16 protein-coding genes are annotated in these 14,908 nt (G+C 71.2%); 8 read left to right on the top strand and 8 right to left on the bottom strand.

What is annotated here, in order from left to right:
• Positions 1-71 precede the first annotated feature (71 nt).
• A complete protein-coding gene (gene panB / locus BJ961_RS28085; protein WP_271415583.1) occupies positions 72-947 on the bottom strand; it encodes a 3-methyl-2-oxobutanoate hydroxymethyltransferase in 876 nt (291 codons plus the stop codon).
• Positions 948-1,256: 309 nt separating this feature from the next.
• Between panB and BJ961_RS28080 the strand changes: the two genes are divergently transcribed.
• A complete protein-coding gene (locus BJ961_RS28080) occupies positions 1,257-2,309 on the top strand; it encodes an endonuclease/exonuclease/phosphatase family protein (protein WP_271415582.1) in 1,053 nt (350 codons plus the stop codon).
• A gap of 143 nt (positions 2,310-2,452) precedes the next feature.
• On the top strand, positions 2,453-3,679 hold the full coding sequence (locus tag BJ961_RS28075) for an MFS transporter (protein WP_271415581.1): 1,227 nt from the start codon (positions 2,453-2,455) through the stop codon (positions 3,677-3,679).
• 172 nt (positions 3,680-3,851) lie between these two features.
• On the opposite strand, the gene BJ961_RS28070 is transcribed toward BJ961_RS28075, so the two are convergent.
• Positions 3,852-5,381, bottom strand: coding sequence for an MFS transporter (locus tag BJ961_RS28070; protein ID WP_271415580.1), 1,530 nt, complete (start codon positions 5,379-5,381; stop codon positions 3,852-3,854).
• 120 nt (positions 5,382-5,501) lie between these two features.
• On the opposite strand from BJ961_RS28070, the gene BJ961_RS28065 reads away from it, so the two are divergent.
• Positions 5,502-6,527, top strand: coding sequence for an Lrp/AsnC family transcriptional regulator (locus BJ961_RS28065; protein ID WP_271415579.1), 1,026 nt, complete (start codon positions 5,502-5,504; stop codon positions 6,525-6,527).
• Positions 6,528-6,557: 30 nt separating this feature from the next.
• On the opposite strand, the gene BJ961_RS28060 is transcribed toward BJ961_RS28065, so the two are convergent.
• From BJ961_RS28060 to BJ961_RS28045, 4 genes are all read right to left on the bottom strand, one after another.
• Positions 6,558-6,680, bottom strand: a complete 123-nt coding sequence (locus BJ961_RS28060; RefSeq protein ID WP_271415578.1) for a hypothetical protein — start codon at positions 6,678-6,680, stop codon at positions 6,558-6,560.
• A gap of 113 nt (positions 6,681-6,793) precedes the next feature.
• Entirely contained in the window at positions 6,794-7,165 is a 372-nt protein-coding gene (locus BJ961_RS28055) for an ASCH domain-containing protein (RefSeq protein ID WP_271415577.1), read from the bottom strand.
• On the bottom strand, positions 7,162-8,277 hold the full coding sequence (locus tag BJ961_RS28050) for a hypothetical protein (RefSeq protein ID WP_271415576.1): 1,116 nt from the start codon (positions 8,275-8,277) through the stop codon (positions 7,162-7,164). The genes BJ961_RS28055 and BJ961_RS28050 overlap by 4 nt, the downstream gene beginning before the upstream one ends.
• Positions 8,274-8,771 carry an ATP-binding protein gene (locus tag BJ961_RS28045; protein WP_271415575.1) on the bottom strand — a complete coding sequence of 166 codons (498 nt, stop codon included), beginning with the start codon at positions 8,769-8,771 and terminating at the stop codon, positions 8,274-8,276. The genes BJ961_RS28050 and BJ961_RS28045 overlap by 4 nt, the downstream gene beginning before the upstream one ends.
• Positions 8,772-8,879: 108 nt before the next feature.
• On the opposite strand from BJ961_RS28045, the gene BJ961_RS28040 reads away from it, so the two are divergent.
• The 5 genes from BJ961_RS28040 (at position 8,880) to BJ961_RS28020 (ending at position 12,957) form a co-directional block, all read left to right on the top strand.
• Positions 8,880-10,250 carry an XRE family transcriptional regulator gene (locus tag BJ961_RS28040; RefSeq protein WP_271415574.1) on the top strand — a complete coding sequence of 457 codons (1,371 nt, stop codon included), beginning with the start codon at positions 8,880-8,882 and terminating at the stop codon, positions 10,248-10,250.
• Positions 10,247-11,065 (top strand): class I SAM-dependent methyltransferase, encoded by an 819-nt coding sequence (locus BJ961_RS28035; RefSeq protein ID WP_271415573.1) that lies wholly within the window; start codon positions 10,247-10,249, stop codon positions 11,063-11,065. The genes BJ961_RS28040 and BJ961_RS28035 overlap by 4 nt, the downstream gene beginning before the upstream one ends.
• A 171-nt stretch (positions 11,066-11,236) precedes the next feature.
• Positions 11,237-11,761: a hypothetical protein gene (locus BJ961_RS28030; RefSeq protein ID WP_271415572.1), complete on the top strand. Its 525-nt coding sequence runs from the start codon at positions 11,237-11,239 to the stop codon at positions 11,759-11,761.
• 135 nt (positions 11,762-11,896) lie between these two features.
• Positions 11,897-12,748 (top strand): helix-turn-helix domain-containing protein, encoded by an 852-nt coding sequence (locus tag BJ961_RS28025; RefSeq protein WP_271415571.1) that lies wholly within the window; start codon positions 11,897-11,899, stop codon positions 12,746-12,748.
• Positions 12,745-12,957, top strand: a complete 213-nt coding sequence (locus BJ961_RS28020; protein WP_271415570.1) for a DUF397 domain-containing protein — start codon at positions 12,745-12,747, stop codon at positions 12,955-12,957. Before BJ961_RS28025 ends, BJ961_RS28020 begins: the two co-directional genes overlap by 4 nt.
• 61 nt (positions 12,958-13,018) lie before the next feature.
• Here the strand turns inward: BJ961_RS28020 and BJ961_RS28015 are convergent, their stop codons facing one another.
• Both BJ961_RS28015 and BJ961_RS28010 read right to left on the bottom strand, forming a co-directional pair.
• Positions 13,019-13,921, bottom strand: coding sequence for an aldo/keto reductase (locus BJ961_RS28015; RefSeq protein WP_271415569.1), 903 nt, complete (start codon positions 13,919-13,921; stop codon positions 13,019-13,021).
• Positions 13,922-13,936: 15 nt separating this feature from the next.
• Entirely contained in the window at positions 13,937-14,878 is a 942-nt protein-coding gene (locus tag BJ961_RS28010) for an NAD-dependent epimerase/dehydratase family protein (RefSeq protein ID WP_271415568.1), read from the bottom strand.
• Positions 14,879-14,908: the final 30 nt, after the last annotated feature.

Genomic DNA, 14,908 nt, shown 5'->3' with positions numbered 1-14,908 from the left:
GTGACGTACCGCGATGGCCTACTGGGGACACGCGTCGGATGCGGATGCGGATGCGGATGCGGATGCGGGTGCTAGTGCACCGAGTGCTCGTCCTGGGGGTACGTTCCGCCGACGACGTCCTCGGCGTACGCCTTCGCGGCGTCGCCCATGACCTTGCGCAGGTCGGCGTACTGCTTGACGAACTTCGGCATCCGGCCGCCGGTCAGCCCGAGCATGTCGGTCCACACCAGCACCTGGGCGTCCGTGTCCGGGCCCGCGCCGATCCCGACCGTGGGGATGTGCAGCGTCCGCGTCACCTCGGCGGCCAGCTCGGCCGGCACCAGCTCCAGTACGACCGCGAAGGCGCCCGCGTCCTGCACGGCCTTGGCGTCGCGCAGCAGCTGCTGGGCCGCCTCCTCGCCGCGGCCCTGGACGCGGTAGCCCATGGAGTTGACGGACTGCGGGGTGAGGCCGATGTGCGCCATCACCGGGATGCCGGACTCCACCAGCAGTTCGATCTGCCGGTGCGAGCGCTCGCCGCCCTCCAGCTTGACCGCCCCGACGCCGGCCTCCTTGACCAGCCGGGTCGCCGAGCGCAGCGCCTGCACCGGGCCCTCCTGGTAGGAACCGAAGGGCAGGTCGCCCACGATCAGGGCGCGACTGGTGCCCCGTACGACCGCGGCCGAGAGCATCGTCATCTCGTCCAGCGTGACCGGCACGGTGGTCTCGTAGCCGAGGTGGCAGTTGCCCGCGGAGTCGCCGACGAGCATCACCGGGATGCCGGACTCGTCGAAGACGGACGCGGTCATCGCGTCGTACGCGGTGAGCATGGGCCACTTCTCGCCGCGCTCCTTGGCGGTGGTGATGTCCCGGACGGTGATACGGCGGTTGGTCTTGCCCCCGTACAGCGCCCTGTTCCCCTCGGCGGGCTTGCGCTGCGGCGTCTGGGCAGCCGAAAGCTGCGTCATGGCAACGGCTCCTTCATGTCATCTCGAGGCACCCTGACGGTGTCCCCGGATCCCTTCCATGGTGGCACTTGTCGCGGGCCGACGGCTAGGGGGACCTCCGTCACGCCGCGATGCGACGGTCCAGGGGCCGGAATGTGCCCGTTCTGTCACAGAGTCGCCCGTTCTTGTGCCGGGAGGAACTCCGCGGGGCGACCCGTACGTCCTCGTGCCGTACGGCCGTCGAGGGACGGCGGGATCGGAGCCGATCATCCCCTATGGTGCTGAGTCACAGGGGGCGACGGTGTGCACAGCGGGCAGTGAGGCGACGGTATGGCGCAGCAGGCGTACATGACGGAGACGGACAGCGGCGGCTCGGATCCGGAGCGCCGCGCAAACCGGCTTCGGCGCCTGTTCGACCGGGTGGTCACCGGCTGGCGCGGCGACCGCCGGATCTGGCGCCGGGGACTGGTCACCGCCGCCGTCGCGATCCTCCTGGCCGGTGTCATGGCGGCCCACTCGCGCATCCCGAACGCCATCGGCAACCTCGGCAGCCTCACCGAGACCTTCCTGCCCTGGTTCGGCCTGCTGGTCCCGGTCCTGCTGGTGATCGCCCTGGTCCGCAAGTCCGCGACGGCGCTGATCGCGCTGGTCCTGCCGGTGAGCGTGTGGCTGAACCTCTTCGGCGGCCTGTTCTTCGACAAGACCGGCTCCGGCGGCGACCTCACGGTGGCCACGCACAACGTCAACGCCGACAACGCCGACCCGGCGGGCACCGCCCGCGCGGTCGCCGCCGCCGGCGCGGACGTGCTGGCCCTGGAGGAACTGAAGGCGTCCGCCGTACCGACGTACGAGAAGGCGCTGGAGGAGAAGTACCCGCACCACGCGGTCGTGGGCACCGTCGGGCTGTGGAGCAAGTACCCGGTCAGCGGCGTGAAGGCCGTCGACATCGAACTGGGCTGGAAGCGCGCGATGCGCGCCACCGTCGCCACCCCGTCCGGTCCGATCGCCGTGTACGTCGCTCACCTGCCCTCCGTACGGGTGAAGCTGGAGGCCGGTTTCACCGCCCGGCAGCGGGACAAGAGCGCCGAGGCCCTCGGTAAGGCCATCGGCCACGAGAAGCTGCCCCGCAAGATCCTGCTCGGCGACCTCAACGGCACCATGAACGACCGCTCGCTCACCGCGATCACCTCCCAGCTGCGCTCCCCGCAGGGCGCCGTCGGCGACGGCTTCGGCTTCAGCTGGCCGGCGTCCTTCCCGATGGCCCGCATCGACCAGATCCTGGTCACCGGCGTCGAACCGACGACCAGCTGGACCCTCCCGGCGACCGGCAGCGACCACCTTCCGATCGCCGCGCGTGTGAAGGTCGACACAACGGCTTCCTAGAATTCGCCTGCGGAATACCCGCCCTGAGAGTCTTTGTTCCGTACGGGAACATACAGTCGTCCCCCGTCCCGGTCCCGGTCCCCGGTCGCACCGGCACCCGTCCCTCCCGTACGCACCCCGCTCTCGAAAGGCGACACCCCTTCATGCCCCTGGCCCTGCTCGCCCTTGCCGTGGGCGCCTTCGGCATCGGTACCACCGAGTTCGTGATGATGGGCCTGCTGCCCGACGTCGCCGACGACCTGGGCATCTCCATCCCCACCGCCGGCCACCTCGTCTCCGCCTACGCGCTCGGCGTCGTCGTCGGCGCCCCGCTGCTCGCGGCGGCGACGACCCGGATGTCGCGCCGCGCCGTCCTGATCGCCCTGATGGCGCTCTTCGTGGTCGGCAACGCCCTGTCGGCCGTCGCCCCCGGCGAGATCTCCCTGCTGGCCGCCCGCTTCGTCAGCGGCCTGCCGCACGGCGCCTTCTTCGGCGTCGGCGCGGTCGTCGCCACCGGCATGGTCGCGCCGGAACGCAGGGCCCGCTCCGTCTCCCTGATGTTCCTCGGCCTCACCGTCGCCAACATCGTCGGCGTCCCCGCCGCCACCGCCGTCGGCCAGCAGCTCGGCTGGCGGGCCACCTTCCTCGGCGTGAGCGCGATCGGCGTGGCGGCGATAGCGGCGCTGGCCGTCCTGATCCCGCGCGACAGCGCCCCCGCCCCCACCACCGGCCTGCGCGGCGAACTGGCCGCCCTGCGCTCCCTGCCCGTCTGGCTGGCGCTCGGCACGACGGTGGCGGGCTTCGGCGCGCTCTTCGCCGCGTACAGCTACATCACGCCGATGCTCACCGACGCCGCCGGGTTCGCCGAGACGAGCGTGACGCTGCTGCTGGCCCTGTTCGGCGTCGGCGCCACCGCGGGCAACCTGCTGGGCGGACGCCTGGCCGACCACTCCCTGCGCGGCACCCTCTTCGGCGGCCTCGCCTCCCTCGTCGTGGTGCTGGCGCTGTTCCCCCTGCTGATGCGTACGCCGGTCACGGCGGCCGTGTCCGTGGCGCTGCTCGGCATGGCGGCCTTCGTCACCGGCTCCCCCCTCCAGCTCATGGTGATGGAGAAGGCCGCGGCGGCCCCCTCCCTCGCCTCCTCGGCCAACCAGGCCGCCTTCAACCTGGCCAACGCCGGCGGCGCCTGGATCGGCGGCCTCGCCCTCGCGGCGGGCCTCGGCACCACGTCCCCGGCGACGGCGGGCGCCGCCCTGGCGGTCCTCGGCCTGGCGGTCGCGGGCACGGCGTACGCGGTGGACCGCCGCCGGGCGGCCCTCACCCCGGCCCCCGGCCGCGAGCGCGTGGTCGCGGGACACGTGCCGGAGGCGGCGGAGGCGGTACGGCGGTGAGGGCGGCGGGGGCCGCGCGGGCTGCGTGGGCCGGCCCGGTCCTACGATGGTGAAGGCGCCGGGCCGCGGGCCGCGTGCCGCTTGTGCCGCGTGGGCCGCACCGGTCGTACGGCGTTGACGGTGCCGGGGGCGCGGTGACGCCCCCCGGCACCTCGTCGTCTCCGGCGTCCGGTCAGCGCGTCGCCGGTACGGCGGCGGGCTCGTCCGCGGCCCCCTCCGTCGCCGTGCCCTTCGGGCGGCGGGTGAGCCAGAACACCAGCGCCGCACAGGCCGTCGCGAGGGCGCCCGCGCTCACCGCGAGGGTGTTGTGGCCGGTGGCGAACACCGCGTGCAGGGTGTCCTGGAGGGCGCCCCGCTGCCCGGCCGGGGCCGCGTCGAGGAGCGTGTCGGCCCCTCCGCCGGACAGCACCCGCGCGGTGCCGTCCGGGTCGGCGACCCGCCCGCCCAGGGAGTGGGCCATGGAGGAGACGGCCAGGGAGCCGAAGACGGCGACCCCGAAGGCGTAGCCGAGCTGCTCGAACGTGCTGTAGGTGCCCGAGGCCATGCCGGCCCGCTCGGCGGGGACGGACTCCAGCGCGAGGGACGCGGCGACCTGGAAGACCAGCCCCATGCCGACGCCGCTCAGGGCCAGCCCGCCGACCAGGGCCGGCCAGCCCGAGTCGGGGCCCAGGAAGCCCTCGATCCCGACGCCGAGCCCGGCCAGGAACAGGCCGAGCGTGGCGCCCACCCGGGGCGAGGGCCTGGGCACGAACCGTCCGCTCAGCACCGCCACCGCGGCCGCCGCCAGCGCGTGGGGCAGCACGACCAGGCCGGCGCCGACGGGGGAGAGGTGCTGCACCGACTGCAGCCAGATCGACGTGTAGGGCAGGATCCCGTACACCGCCCCCTCGCCGACGGCGATCGTGATCATCGCGGCGGTGAACGCCCGGTGCCGGAACAACGACAGATCCAGCAGCGGATGCGTCCGGCGCCGCTGCACCGCGACGAACCCCGCGAACGCCGCCACCGCCACGGCCAGCGGCACCACCGTGCCCGCCGACGCCCAGCCGTGGGCGTGGGAGGAGGTCAGCGCGTAGACGCAGCCGCCCGCGCCGAGCGCGAAGAGCACCATGCCGGGCAGGTCCGGACGCCGTGCGGAGTCCCGGGCCGGAACCGAACGGGGGATGTAGCGGAACGTCATGGCCAGGGCGAGGACGGTCACCGGAACGTTGACGTAGAAGATCCACCGCCAGTCCAGGGCCTCGGTGAGCAGCCCGCCCAGGATCGGGCCCAGCGCGGAGGCACTGGAGGCGACCGCGGCCCAGACGCCGAAAGCGAGCCCGAGCCGCCGCCCCGAGTAGAGGGTGCTGATCAGGGAAAGGGTGGTGGTGAACATCGCTGCGGCCCCCACGCCCTGCACCAGCCGGGCCGCGATCAGCCACCCCATGTCCGGTGCGAGCGCACAGACCACCGAGGCGAGCGCGAACACGACCAGCCCCGCCACGTACACGCGCCGGCGCCCGTGCAGGTCCGCGAGCATCCCCACACCGAGCAGGGTGGCGGCCACCGCGAGGGCGTAGCCGTCGGCGACCCACTGGAGTTGCGAGAGCGAGGAGCCCAGGGACTCCGACATGGACGGCAGCGCGACCAGCACGATCGTGACATCGACGAGCAGCATGAACGTGCCCAGACAGACGGCGGCCAACGGCCCCCAGATACGCATGACACAGGCTCCCGGAGAGGTGAGGCGGACAAGGACCCGCCCACTGTGCTGGCCGACGTGCGGGGCACCGAGTCATAGCCTGGGTCGTGCAAGCATTCGGCTCAGAGACGAGGTACGGCGGTGGAATCCGGCGGCGCCCTGGACCAGCTCGACCCGCAACTCCTGGAGGCCCTCCAGCTCGACGGGCGGACACCCTTCAGCCGCCTCGCCCGCCGGCTGGACGTCTCCGAACGCACCGTCGCCCGCCGCTACCAGCGCCTGCGCTCCCTGGGCCTGCGCATCGTCGGCCAGCCCGTGCCCGACCGCCTGGGCCTGGTCCGCTGGCTGCTGCGGCTGCGCTGCACCCCCGACGCGGCCGGCACCATCGCCGACGCGCTGGCCCGCCGCCCCGACACCACCTGGGTCACCCTCGCCTCGGGCGGCACCGAGCTGTACTGCGCCCTCAACACCCGCAGCGCCGACGAACGCAACGCCCTCCTCCTGCGCAAACTCCCCCGCACACCGCACGTCCTGTCGGTCAGCGCGCACTGCATGATGCGGATCTACGTCGGCACCACCAGCACCTGGCACGCCACCCGCTTCCGCCCCGCCGCCCCCGCGGTGGATTCCGGCGCCGTCGCGGGGCGTTCCGGGCCACTCACGGGGGGTTCCGGTACCCCGACGGTGCCTTCCGGCTCCTCAGCCGCCTCGGCCACCCCGCTGACCCTGGACGCCACCGACCGCGTCCTCTTCGCGGAGCTGGCCCGGGACGGCCGCGCCACGTTGCCCGAACTCGCCCGGGCCGCCGGCCGCTCCCCCTCCAGCGTCCAACGCCACCTCGACCGGCTGCGCACCGAAGGGGCCCTGAGCCTCTCCGTCGACTTCGACCCCGAGCTGCTCGGCTACCACATGGCCACCCAGCTCTGGCTCAACGTGGCCCCCGCCCACCTGCGCACCGTCGGGGAGACCCTGGCCACCCACCCCGCGATCGCCTTCGCCGCCGCCATCACCGGCCCCTCCAACCTGGTTGCCTCCGGAGTCTTCCGCACCCCCGCCGACCTCTACGACTACATCGACGGGCACATCGGCCCCCTGCCGGGCATCCAGAGCATCGAGACCGCCCCCACCCTGCGCGAGGTCAAACGCCTCGCACCGGCACTGCCGTGACCGTCTCGTCGGTGAGGTCCTGCGGGACGGTCAGGCGGTGTGCCGCCGCAGCGCGGCACCGTGCCGAGTACCACCGGCAGCGCCGAAGAGCCGGTGGAGGGCGGCGGCGAGGCCGAGGAGGTTGACCCCGGCGGCGAGGAGGGCCAAGGTCACCCCGACCGTGGTGACCAGGAGCGCCTCGGCGACGAAGAAGTGCAGGACCTGGCGCTCCTTCGCCCCGGTCAGGCCGAGCAGGGCCAGGTCGCGGCGCCGGTCCGCGGTCGCCTTCAGCAGGGTGGACCGGGGCAGGGCGTGAGTTCGATCTCGATGGCCAGGGCGCCAAGAATTTCCTTCTCGGGTCCGTAGATGGTGCGGATGTTGGCGAGTTGCTGGTCGCGGGTGGCAGTCGGGTTGACGTTCGACGGTCCCTCGCCGTCGAGAAGGGCCCTGAAGTCGGGGTACTCGGTGACCCGGAGGACCATCACGTCGCAACGCTGGTCGGTGTCCTTGACGCGGAAGCGGATGGTGTCGCCGGCGGCGAGGTCGGCGAGGTGCGAGTACTTGACCCGCACCTCGATCGTTTTGGTGCCTGCGGTGACGAGGTCGAAGTACTGGCGGTAGAGGTTGAGCTCGCGGACACGGGCGGTGCGGTCGGTCATCGGATGGGAACGCTCCTCACGGACGGTGCGGTGATCAGACGGCCGATCTCGGCGGCCGAGTACGAACGGAAGAAGTGGCGTGGGTCGGAGAGCAGTGTCTCGGTCATGCCGAGGAGTTGGTGGGCGTACTCGTCGACGGTGCCGGGCCACTGTCGGCTGTCGAGCATCCAAGGAGCGGTGCCCTCGGGCAAGGGGGCACGGCCTTCGCGTACGAGGGATTTGGACAGCTTCGCGCCGGTGTCGGACACGATCTGCGGGCAGAACAGTCGGGCCGGGAACCGGGCGCGGACGAGGCCCACGGCCTGAAGGGCTTCGTCGACCAGATGGGAGCCGAAGACCCAGTCGCCGCCCTTGACCATGATGTGCAGCGTGCCCCGGGAACTGGTCAGAGCGAGTTCCTTGACCAGGTTGCGGTAGAGGGTGGCCAAGTCCAGGTACGCGTCGACGGTGGGCGTGATGCTGGTCTCGTACGGACCGTGGTGCAGGCAGACGGCGGAGACCGCCGCCGACTCCGGTTCGGTGAGGCGGACTCGGGTGCGTTCGGCATGCTTCTCCGCCCAGCCGCAGTCGGCGTGGGGACAGGGGACACGGAGATGAGGGACGCCGGTGGAAGGCGCGAGCCACCAGCGGGCGGCGTCGATGTGGGGCAGGAGACCGAGCCAGGTGCGGCGGTAGTGCTCACCGGCCTGCTGCTGCGAGTACGTCTCGATTCGGTGCGGAACACGAAGGCGTCGCGAAAGGGCGGTGAAGAGGGGCTCGTAGAGACGGGCGACGAGGTTGTTCAGTGTCTGCTTACCCATGGCCTGGGCGTAGGCGCGCTGGTAGTGGTGACCGCTTACCGGGTCGGTTGTCACCTCGTACGGGGCGTTGTCCAGAGCGCTGAACAGCACCTCGGTGGGGAGGCCGAAACGGTCGCGCAGTCGTGCAGCCACGGCGAAGGCGAGGGACTGCACGAGTGAGGTGCCGATGTGCGGGACGCCGTTGATCTGGGTACCGACGACCAGCACGATCCGCTCAGGCGGGTTGGCGAGAATGCGTGGGGTCAGGACGTCCTCGGCGTGGTGGAGAGCGTTGGCGAGAACAGTGTTGGGCGAGACGGGATGCGTGGTCATGACGGGTCCCCCTTCGGTGCCGTGTCGCGGGACAGCGCGGACGCCCCGCTCCTGTCGCGGTCGAATGAGGCCCAGACACACTTTCCGGGTCCCGTCCTCTGCTGGACGCCCCAGCCGTCCGCCGTGGCGGAGACGATCAGCAGGCCGCGCCCGTCGACGGCGGACTCGCCGGGGACGCGTTGGACCGGGGTGCCGTCGCCGGCGTCGTGAACCTCGATGCGCAAGTGCTCGTCGAGTGAGCTGACACGCACGAGAACTTGTCGACCCGCGGGCGCCCCGTGGAGCACGGCGTTGGTGACGATCTCAGAGGCGCACAGCCGCATGTCGTCGAGGCGGCTTGTCTCACCCCATTCGGTCAGCGTGGCGACGACGAAGTCGCGAGCGGCACGTGGGGTGGTCCGACGGCGGGGGAAGAACATCGTGCGGTCTCGCTCCCCGCACGGAAGGCGATCGGGCAGGGCGGTGGCTGCGCCGGAGATGAGTTTGCTTGCCATGGCCGACAGCAAAGCGGTTTAACTCATTCGGGTCGGGAGCCGGCAAGGAGGCCAACCCGGGGGCCACTATGGGGGCCAGAGGCAGATCACGTGTTCCGAGGGGACGGCATGGGCGACACCGGAATCGGCGCCTTGCTCGTCCGGCTGCGCAGCGCGCGTGGCTGGACCCAGCAAAGGGTCGCCGACGAATACAACGCCCTGGAAGGGCGCGCAGCGAAGACCGGCAAAGAGATCGGGCGGTACGAGCGCGAAGCACGGACCCCCGTCCCTTACGCCCGAAAGTACCTGGCACAGGTCTTCGGTGTGGACGTCGCCCTGTTCGACCGAGCCGTCGCCGTCAGTAAGGGGCAGCGTGGCGAGGCCGGTGCCGTCGGTTTCGAGAACGTACCCTCTCAGCCGTCGCTCCACGGCTCCCGCGTCCGTACGGAGCCGCTCTCGGCGGACGCGGCACGGTCGGCCGAGTTCGCCCGGTTCATCGCGCAGCGCAACGCCGACGAGTTCGTCGTCGAACAACTCGAAGCGGACGTCGACCGCCTCGCCCGTACGTACATCAGCCATCCGCTGATGGAGCAGTACGTGGAGATCAAGCGGTTACGGGACGGAGTGTTCGATCTGCTGCGAGGACGTCAGCATCCTCGGCAGACCATCGGCCTCTACCTCGCCGCCTCCCGCCTCTGCGGCCTGTCGGCACACGTCTGTCTGGACCTCGGAGACTACGACTCCGCCGCCACACACGCCCGCACGGCGCGGGTCTGTGCCGAAACGGTCGGACACGAGGGGATGTTCGCCTGGGTCCGGGCAGTGGAATCGTTGATCGCGTACTGGACTGGAAGATACGAGCAGGCGGCCCGGTTGGCGCAGGCCGGTCTCCGGCACAGGGCGAGCGGCAGCATCGGTGCACGGCTGGCGAGTCTGGAGGCGCGGGCGTCGGCGATGGTCGGCGATTCGGCACGTGCGCTCGGTGCGCTGTCGGATGCCGAACGATCCCGTGAGGCGGCCTCGGGCCGGGACGAGGTAGGAGGAGTCTTCGACTTCCCTGCGGCCAAGCAGTTCGCGTACGCCGGTACAACCCTCCTGGCAATCGGCGGGCAGGAACACGTCCAGCGGGCCATCGCCAGCGCCGAGACGGCCATCCGCCTGTACCGCAGCGCTGATGGAGACGACCAGTCGGTCGGCGACCTGTTCGCTGCGCACCTCGACCTCGCCCGCGGACATCTGTTCCTGGCGGACCTGGACGGCACGGAGGAGAAACTCGGCTTCGTTCTCGCAGCCCCACCGGAGCGTATGTCGGCCAGTATCGTGCGTCGGCTCACCGCTCTCGGGCGGGAACTGGGAACGCCGCAGTACGGTGGAGCCGCGCAGGCGGCACACCTGCGCGAACGCATTCAGCACACGGCCGTTCGTGCGTCCCTGCCCTCTCCCGCTGCCCCAAGGGCGTGGGAGACCCCCGCAGCCCACACCCCGGAGTCGCCGACGTGACCGACCTGTCCGCTGCCCACGACGCTGCCGTGACCGACCGGTCCCGCCTGGCGGACCACGCCTACAACGGAGACCGGGACCTGGCCGCCAGGCAGTCGCTCTATCAGTGGCAGACACCCCGGTACGACCTCCCCGGCCTCGTTGCAGAGCGGCTGCGTGCCGTACGCGGCCGGGTCGTGGACCTCGGTTGCGGTAACGGCAAGTTCATCCAGCGGCTCCGCCAGGACCGCCCGGACCTGCCGCTGCTCGGCCTGGACATCGCCCCCGGCATCCTCACCAGTGTCCCTGGCCCGGTTGCCGTGGCGGATGCCACGAGACTGCCGCTGGCCGCGGAGAGCGTCGACGCCGCTCTCGCCCTCCACATGCTGTACCACGTGCCCGACATTCCCCAGGCGATCAGGGAACTGGCCCGGGTCATCGCCCGCGACGGAGTACTGATCGCTTCCACCAACAGCGATCGCGACAAGGCCGAGCTCGACGACCTGTGGCAGCAAGCCGCCGGCGATGTCCTCGGTACCGGCCGGGGTCCGGCCCGGATCTCGCTCAGCGCGCGCTTCTCCCTGGAGGCGGCTCCGGCGTTGTTCGGCGAGGAGTTCAGCCGGGTGGAGGTTGTCGGACTGCCGGGAACCATCACCGTCCGTGATCCGGAACCCGTCATCGCCCACATGGCTTCGTACCGCGCCTGGGCAGACCAGCACGAGGTCCCCTTCGACGCGACCATCGACAGAGCCCGCACAATCGTCACCGGCCATGTCGCCCGACACGGTGCGTACGAGATCACCTGTCTCGGCGGGATCCTTGTTTGCCGGCGCTGAGATTGCCTTCTGTTCGACGGCTCCGAGACGCGCTTCTTGTCTGGTGCGCTGGAGCAGAACTGAGCCAACGATGGCTCCGAAGAACGCCTGACACAGACCCGCCGCCACGGTCGTAACCGCCTAGGTACGCGTACTCAGTCGAAATCCGGCGATGGCAGGAACACTGAAACCATGCTGTCGCACCGGACTGTCGCCGTCCTGGGTGTCGTCATCGCCTCGCTGGCCTTGACCGGTTGCGGGGACGACCTCTTCTCCAACATGAACGGGACGCGCGAGGCGAACTCTGCCCCCGCTTCTGCCGCAGAGCCCCACGAGCCTGCGGGAGACACTTCACCCCACTACGAGGACAACGGTGCAGCTCGTCGTCCAGGAGTAATGACGCGCGAAGACAAGCAGGTGGCCACCGTCAAGGCCGAGGCGGTCAAGGCGGCTCTCAAGGCGCAGCGGCAACGTGGACAGACCTCCCCTGATCAGCTGCTGTCCGTCCTCGAGAGCATCGCTGCCCCCGGGCGAGTCGAAGTCGCGGACCGCACGACGGGCACATCAGGTACCGCCCCTGCCGACGGAAGTGTCTTCGGCCTCTACATCGGCGAATCCGCCTGCGTCTCCGGTGCCGTGAGCAACTCACGCATCTGGGTCGATGTCAACGGACACTATCCAGAGACAGGTTGCATCGCACCTCCCGCCGCGCATTGAGTCGTCCTCGGGCCCGGCCTCGGGCGCTGGGCCTCACGTCCGAGTGACAGGGCGGCCGTATCCCGCCACCCAGCGGTGCCCATCCGCCTACCGTGACGCCCGTCGCGATACGACGCGTACGACGGAGGGGTGCGGATGTCGGTGAACGGCGGTACGGACGAGCCGGGTTGGGAGGTCGACCCGGACGACGAGTGGGGCGTGGCCGTCCTCACCACCGTGGGGAGGCAGCTGAGGCTGCGTCGCGAGGCGGCGGGCCTGCGGGTGGGCGACTTCGCGGTGGCCGTCGGGTACGGGGAGGACCTCGTCTACAAGGTGGAGGGCGGGAAGCGGATCCCCCGGCGCGAGTACCTGGAGAAGGCGGACCAGCTCTTGCAGGCGGACGGTCTCATCGCCGCGGCCTGGGAGGACGTGAAGAAGGTCCGCTACCCCAAGCAGGTGCGGGACCTGACGAAGCTGGAGTCGCGGGCCGTCGAGTCGCTGTCGTACGGCAGTTACAGCCTGCACGGGCTGCTCCAGACCGAGGAGTACGCGCGCGCCCTGCTCGGCAGGCGGCGACCGGCCCTCACCGACGACGAGGTGGAGAGCGCCCTCGCCGCACGGATGGGGCGCAGGGCGATGTTCGAGCGGGATCCGGCCCCGGAACTCGGTTTCGTCCAGGAAGAGGCCACCCTCAGGCGTCCCGTGGGAGGCATGATGGTGCTGCGGCGACAGCTCGAACACCTGCTGGAGGTGGGGCGGTTGCGGCACGTCGAGATCCAGGTGATGCCCACGTCCCGCGGTGACCATCCGGGAGGAGGACGGATGCAGGTACTCAAGTTCGAGGACGGCACGGCGGTCGGCCGGGCCGACGACGAGTTCGGTGGTCGTCCCGTCACGGATCCCCGGCACCTGCGGGTCCTCGAACTGCGCTATGGCAGTATCCGGGCCGAGGCCCTGCCCGTCCGTGAATCGATGGCCTTCGTCGAACAACTGCTGGGGGAGACATGACCGGTAAGGACACACCCGCACACCTCGCCGACCTGGCCTGGTTCAAGAGCAGTTACAGCGACACCAGCAATCCCAGCGACTGCGTCGAGGTCGCGACAGCTCGCGCCGCCGTCCACGTCCGCGACTCCAAGCGCCCCGACGGCCCCCGCCTCGCCGTCGAACCCACGGCGTGGACGGCGTTCGTGGCCTGGCCCCGCGTGGCGGACTAGCGGGGGCCATCGGTGCGTGTCGGCCCCGGACGGGCTGGTCCGGGGCCGAGCGCGCGGTGGGTCAGGGGCGGTCCGGGCGAGCCGCGCTTCGTGGGTCGTCCAGCAGGCTCTGCTCCGCCTCGCTCAGTTCGAGCTCGGCCGCCTTGGCGGAGTCCTGGATCGACGCCGGACGGCTGGCGCCCGGCACCGGGATCACCACCGGGGAGCGGGCCAGCAGCCACGCCAGGACGACCTGCTGTGGGCTGACGCCGTGCGCGGCCGCGACGCGGTGGAAGGCTGTGCTCGCGGTGGTGGGTCCGCGGGTGCCGTCGAGTGAGCTGGGAGAGATGCCGCCCAGTGGGCTCCAGGGCAGGAAGGCCAGCCCCAACCGGGTGCTCAGCCGCAGCTCGGCCTCGCTGTCGCGGACGGCCGGTGAGTACTGGTTCTGCACGGAGACGAGGCCGTTGCCGAGGATCGTGTGCGCTTCGCGGATCTGCTCGGCGGTGACGTTGGAGATCCCCGCGGCGCGGATGGTGCCGGCGTCGATCAGCTCCCGCAGCGTGCCCACGGACTCCGCCCAGGGCACGGCCGGGTCCGGCTTGTGCAGTTGGTACAGGCCGAGGGCTTCCACACCCAGGCGCTTCACGGACGCCTCCGCGGCGCGTCTGAGGTGGCCGGGGGCGGCGTTGACGGTCCAGCTGCCGTCACCGGGACGGCCGCGACCGCCCTTCGTGGCGACGAGCACATGGGAGGTGTCCCCGCCGTAACGGGCCAGGGCGCGGGCGATGAGAAGCTCGTTGTGGCCGGTCTCACCGGCGTGCCAGTGGTAGCTGTCGGCGGTGTCGATGAGGGTGATCCCGGCGTCCAGGGCGGCGTGGACGGTGGCGACGGCGCGCTGTTCGTCCGGTCGGCGCTCGATGGACAGGGGCATGGCGCCCAGGCCGACGGCGCTCACGGCGACATCACCGATGGTGCGGATCCTCATGGGTGTGTCCGTTCCTCAGGAAGTGGGGGCGCCGGTGGTGGCCAGGACTTCGGCGACGGCACCGGGAAGCCAGTCGGCGGTGCGGGAGAAGGAGAAGCCCAGTTCCTTCGCGCGGGCGTTGCTCATGGCGTAGTGGCGGTCGAACGAGAACGGCGAGGCGGGCTCGCCGGCGGCGACGCCGCGATACACCGCCTCCCTTCCGGCCCGCGCGGCGATGACAGCACCGAGGCGGTAGACGTCGAGGGCACCGTCGGAGCAGGCGTTGACCGGCCCGGTGGCATCGGTGAGCGTGGCCGCCCACCGCAGCAGCTCCGCCAGCTCCTCGTAGTGGATGAAGACCGTGGGCAGCGCCTCGGCGTGCACGGCGATCGGCGTGCCGTGGGTGATGCGCTCGGTGTAGTGCAGGAGCCTGCCGGTGAACTCCGCCGCGCCGCCGCCGAGGACGTGGGCGCTGCGTACGGCGGCGAAGGCGAACCCGCGGTGCTGAGCCAGGACGGCCTCCGCCTGGCGTTTGCCCTCGGCGTAATGCGCCTGAAGGTACGCGGCGTCGTGCCAGGGCAGGTCCATCCGCACCAGCCAGGCGGCCGGATCAACCGTCTCCTCGGGCACCGGTGTTCCGGGCGGGACGGCAGGCAGCGCGGCGGTGGCCGGATCGTAGACCTCGATCGTGGAGGTCAGGACGTAGCGCCGGGTCCGGCCGCTGAAGGCACGGGCGGCGATCGCGGCCTGCACCGGGGTGTAGCAGACCTGGTCCACGACGGCGTCGAAGCTGCGCGACCCCAGCGCGGCGACCAGGGCAGCCTCGTCGTCACGGTCGGCGACGAGGTGCTCGACCCCCTCCGGCGGTGGGGCGGAGCCGCGGTTGAGCACCGTGACCCGGTGGCCCGCCGCCTGCAGGCGTTGCACCAGAACCTTGCCGAAGTAGCGGCTTCCGCCGATCACGCAGATCCTCTTCATGCCCCCATCCTGAACACCTACAGTCAACAG

Source organism: Streptomyces lienomycini (assembly GCF_027947595.1).
In the GTDB taxonomy this organism is placed as follows: Bacteria; Actinomycetota; Actinomycetes; order Streptomycetales; family Streptomycetaceae; genus Streptomyces; species Streptomyces lienomycini.
Note: the sequence above shows the minus strand (reverse complement) of the source record. Positions and strands in the feature narration are given on the sequence as shown.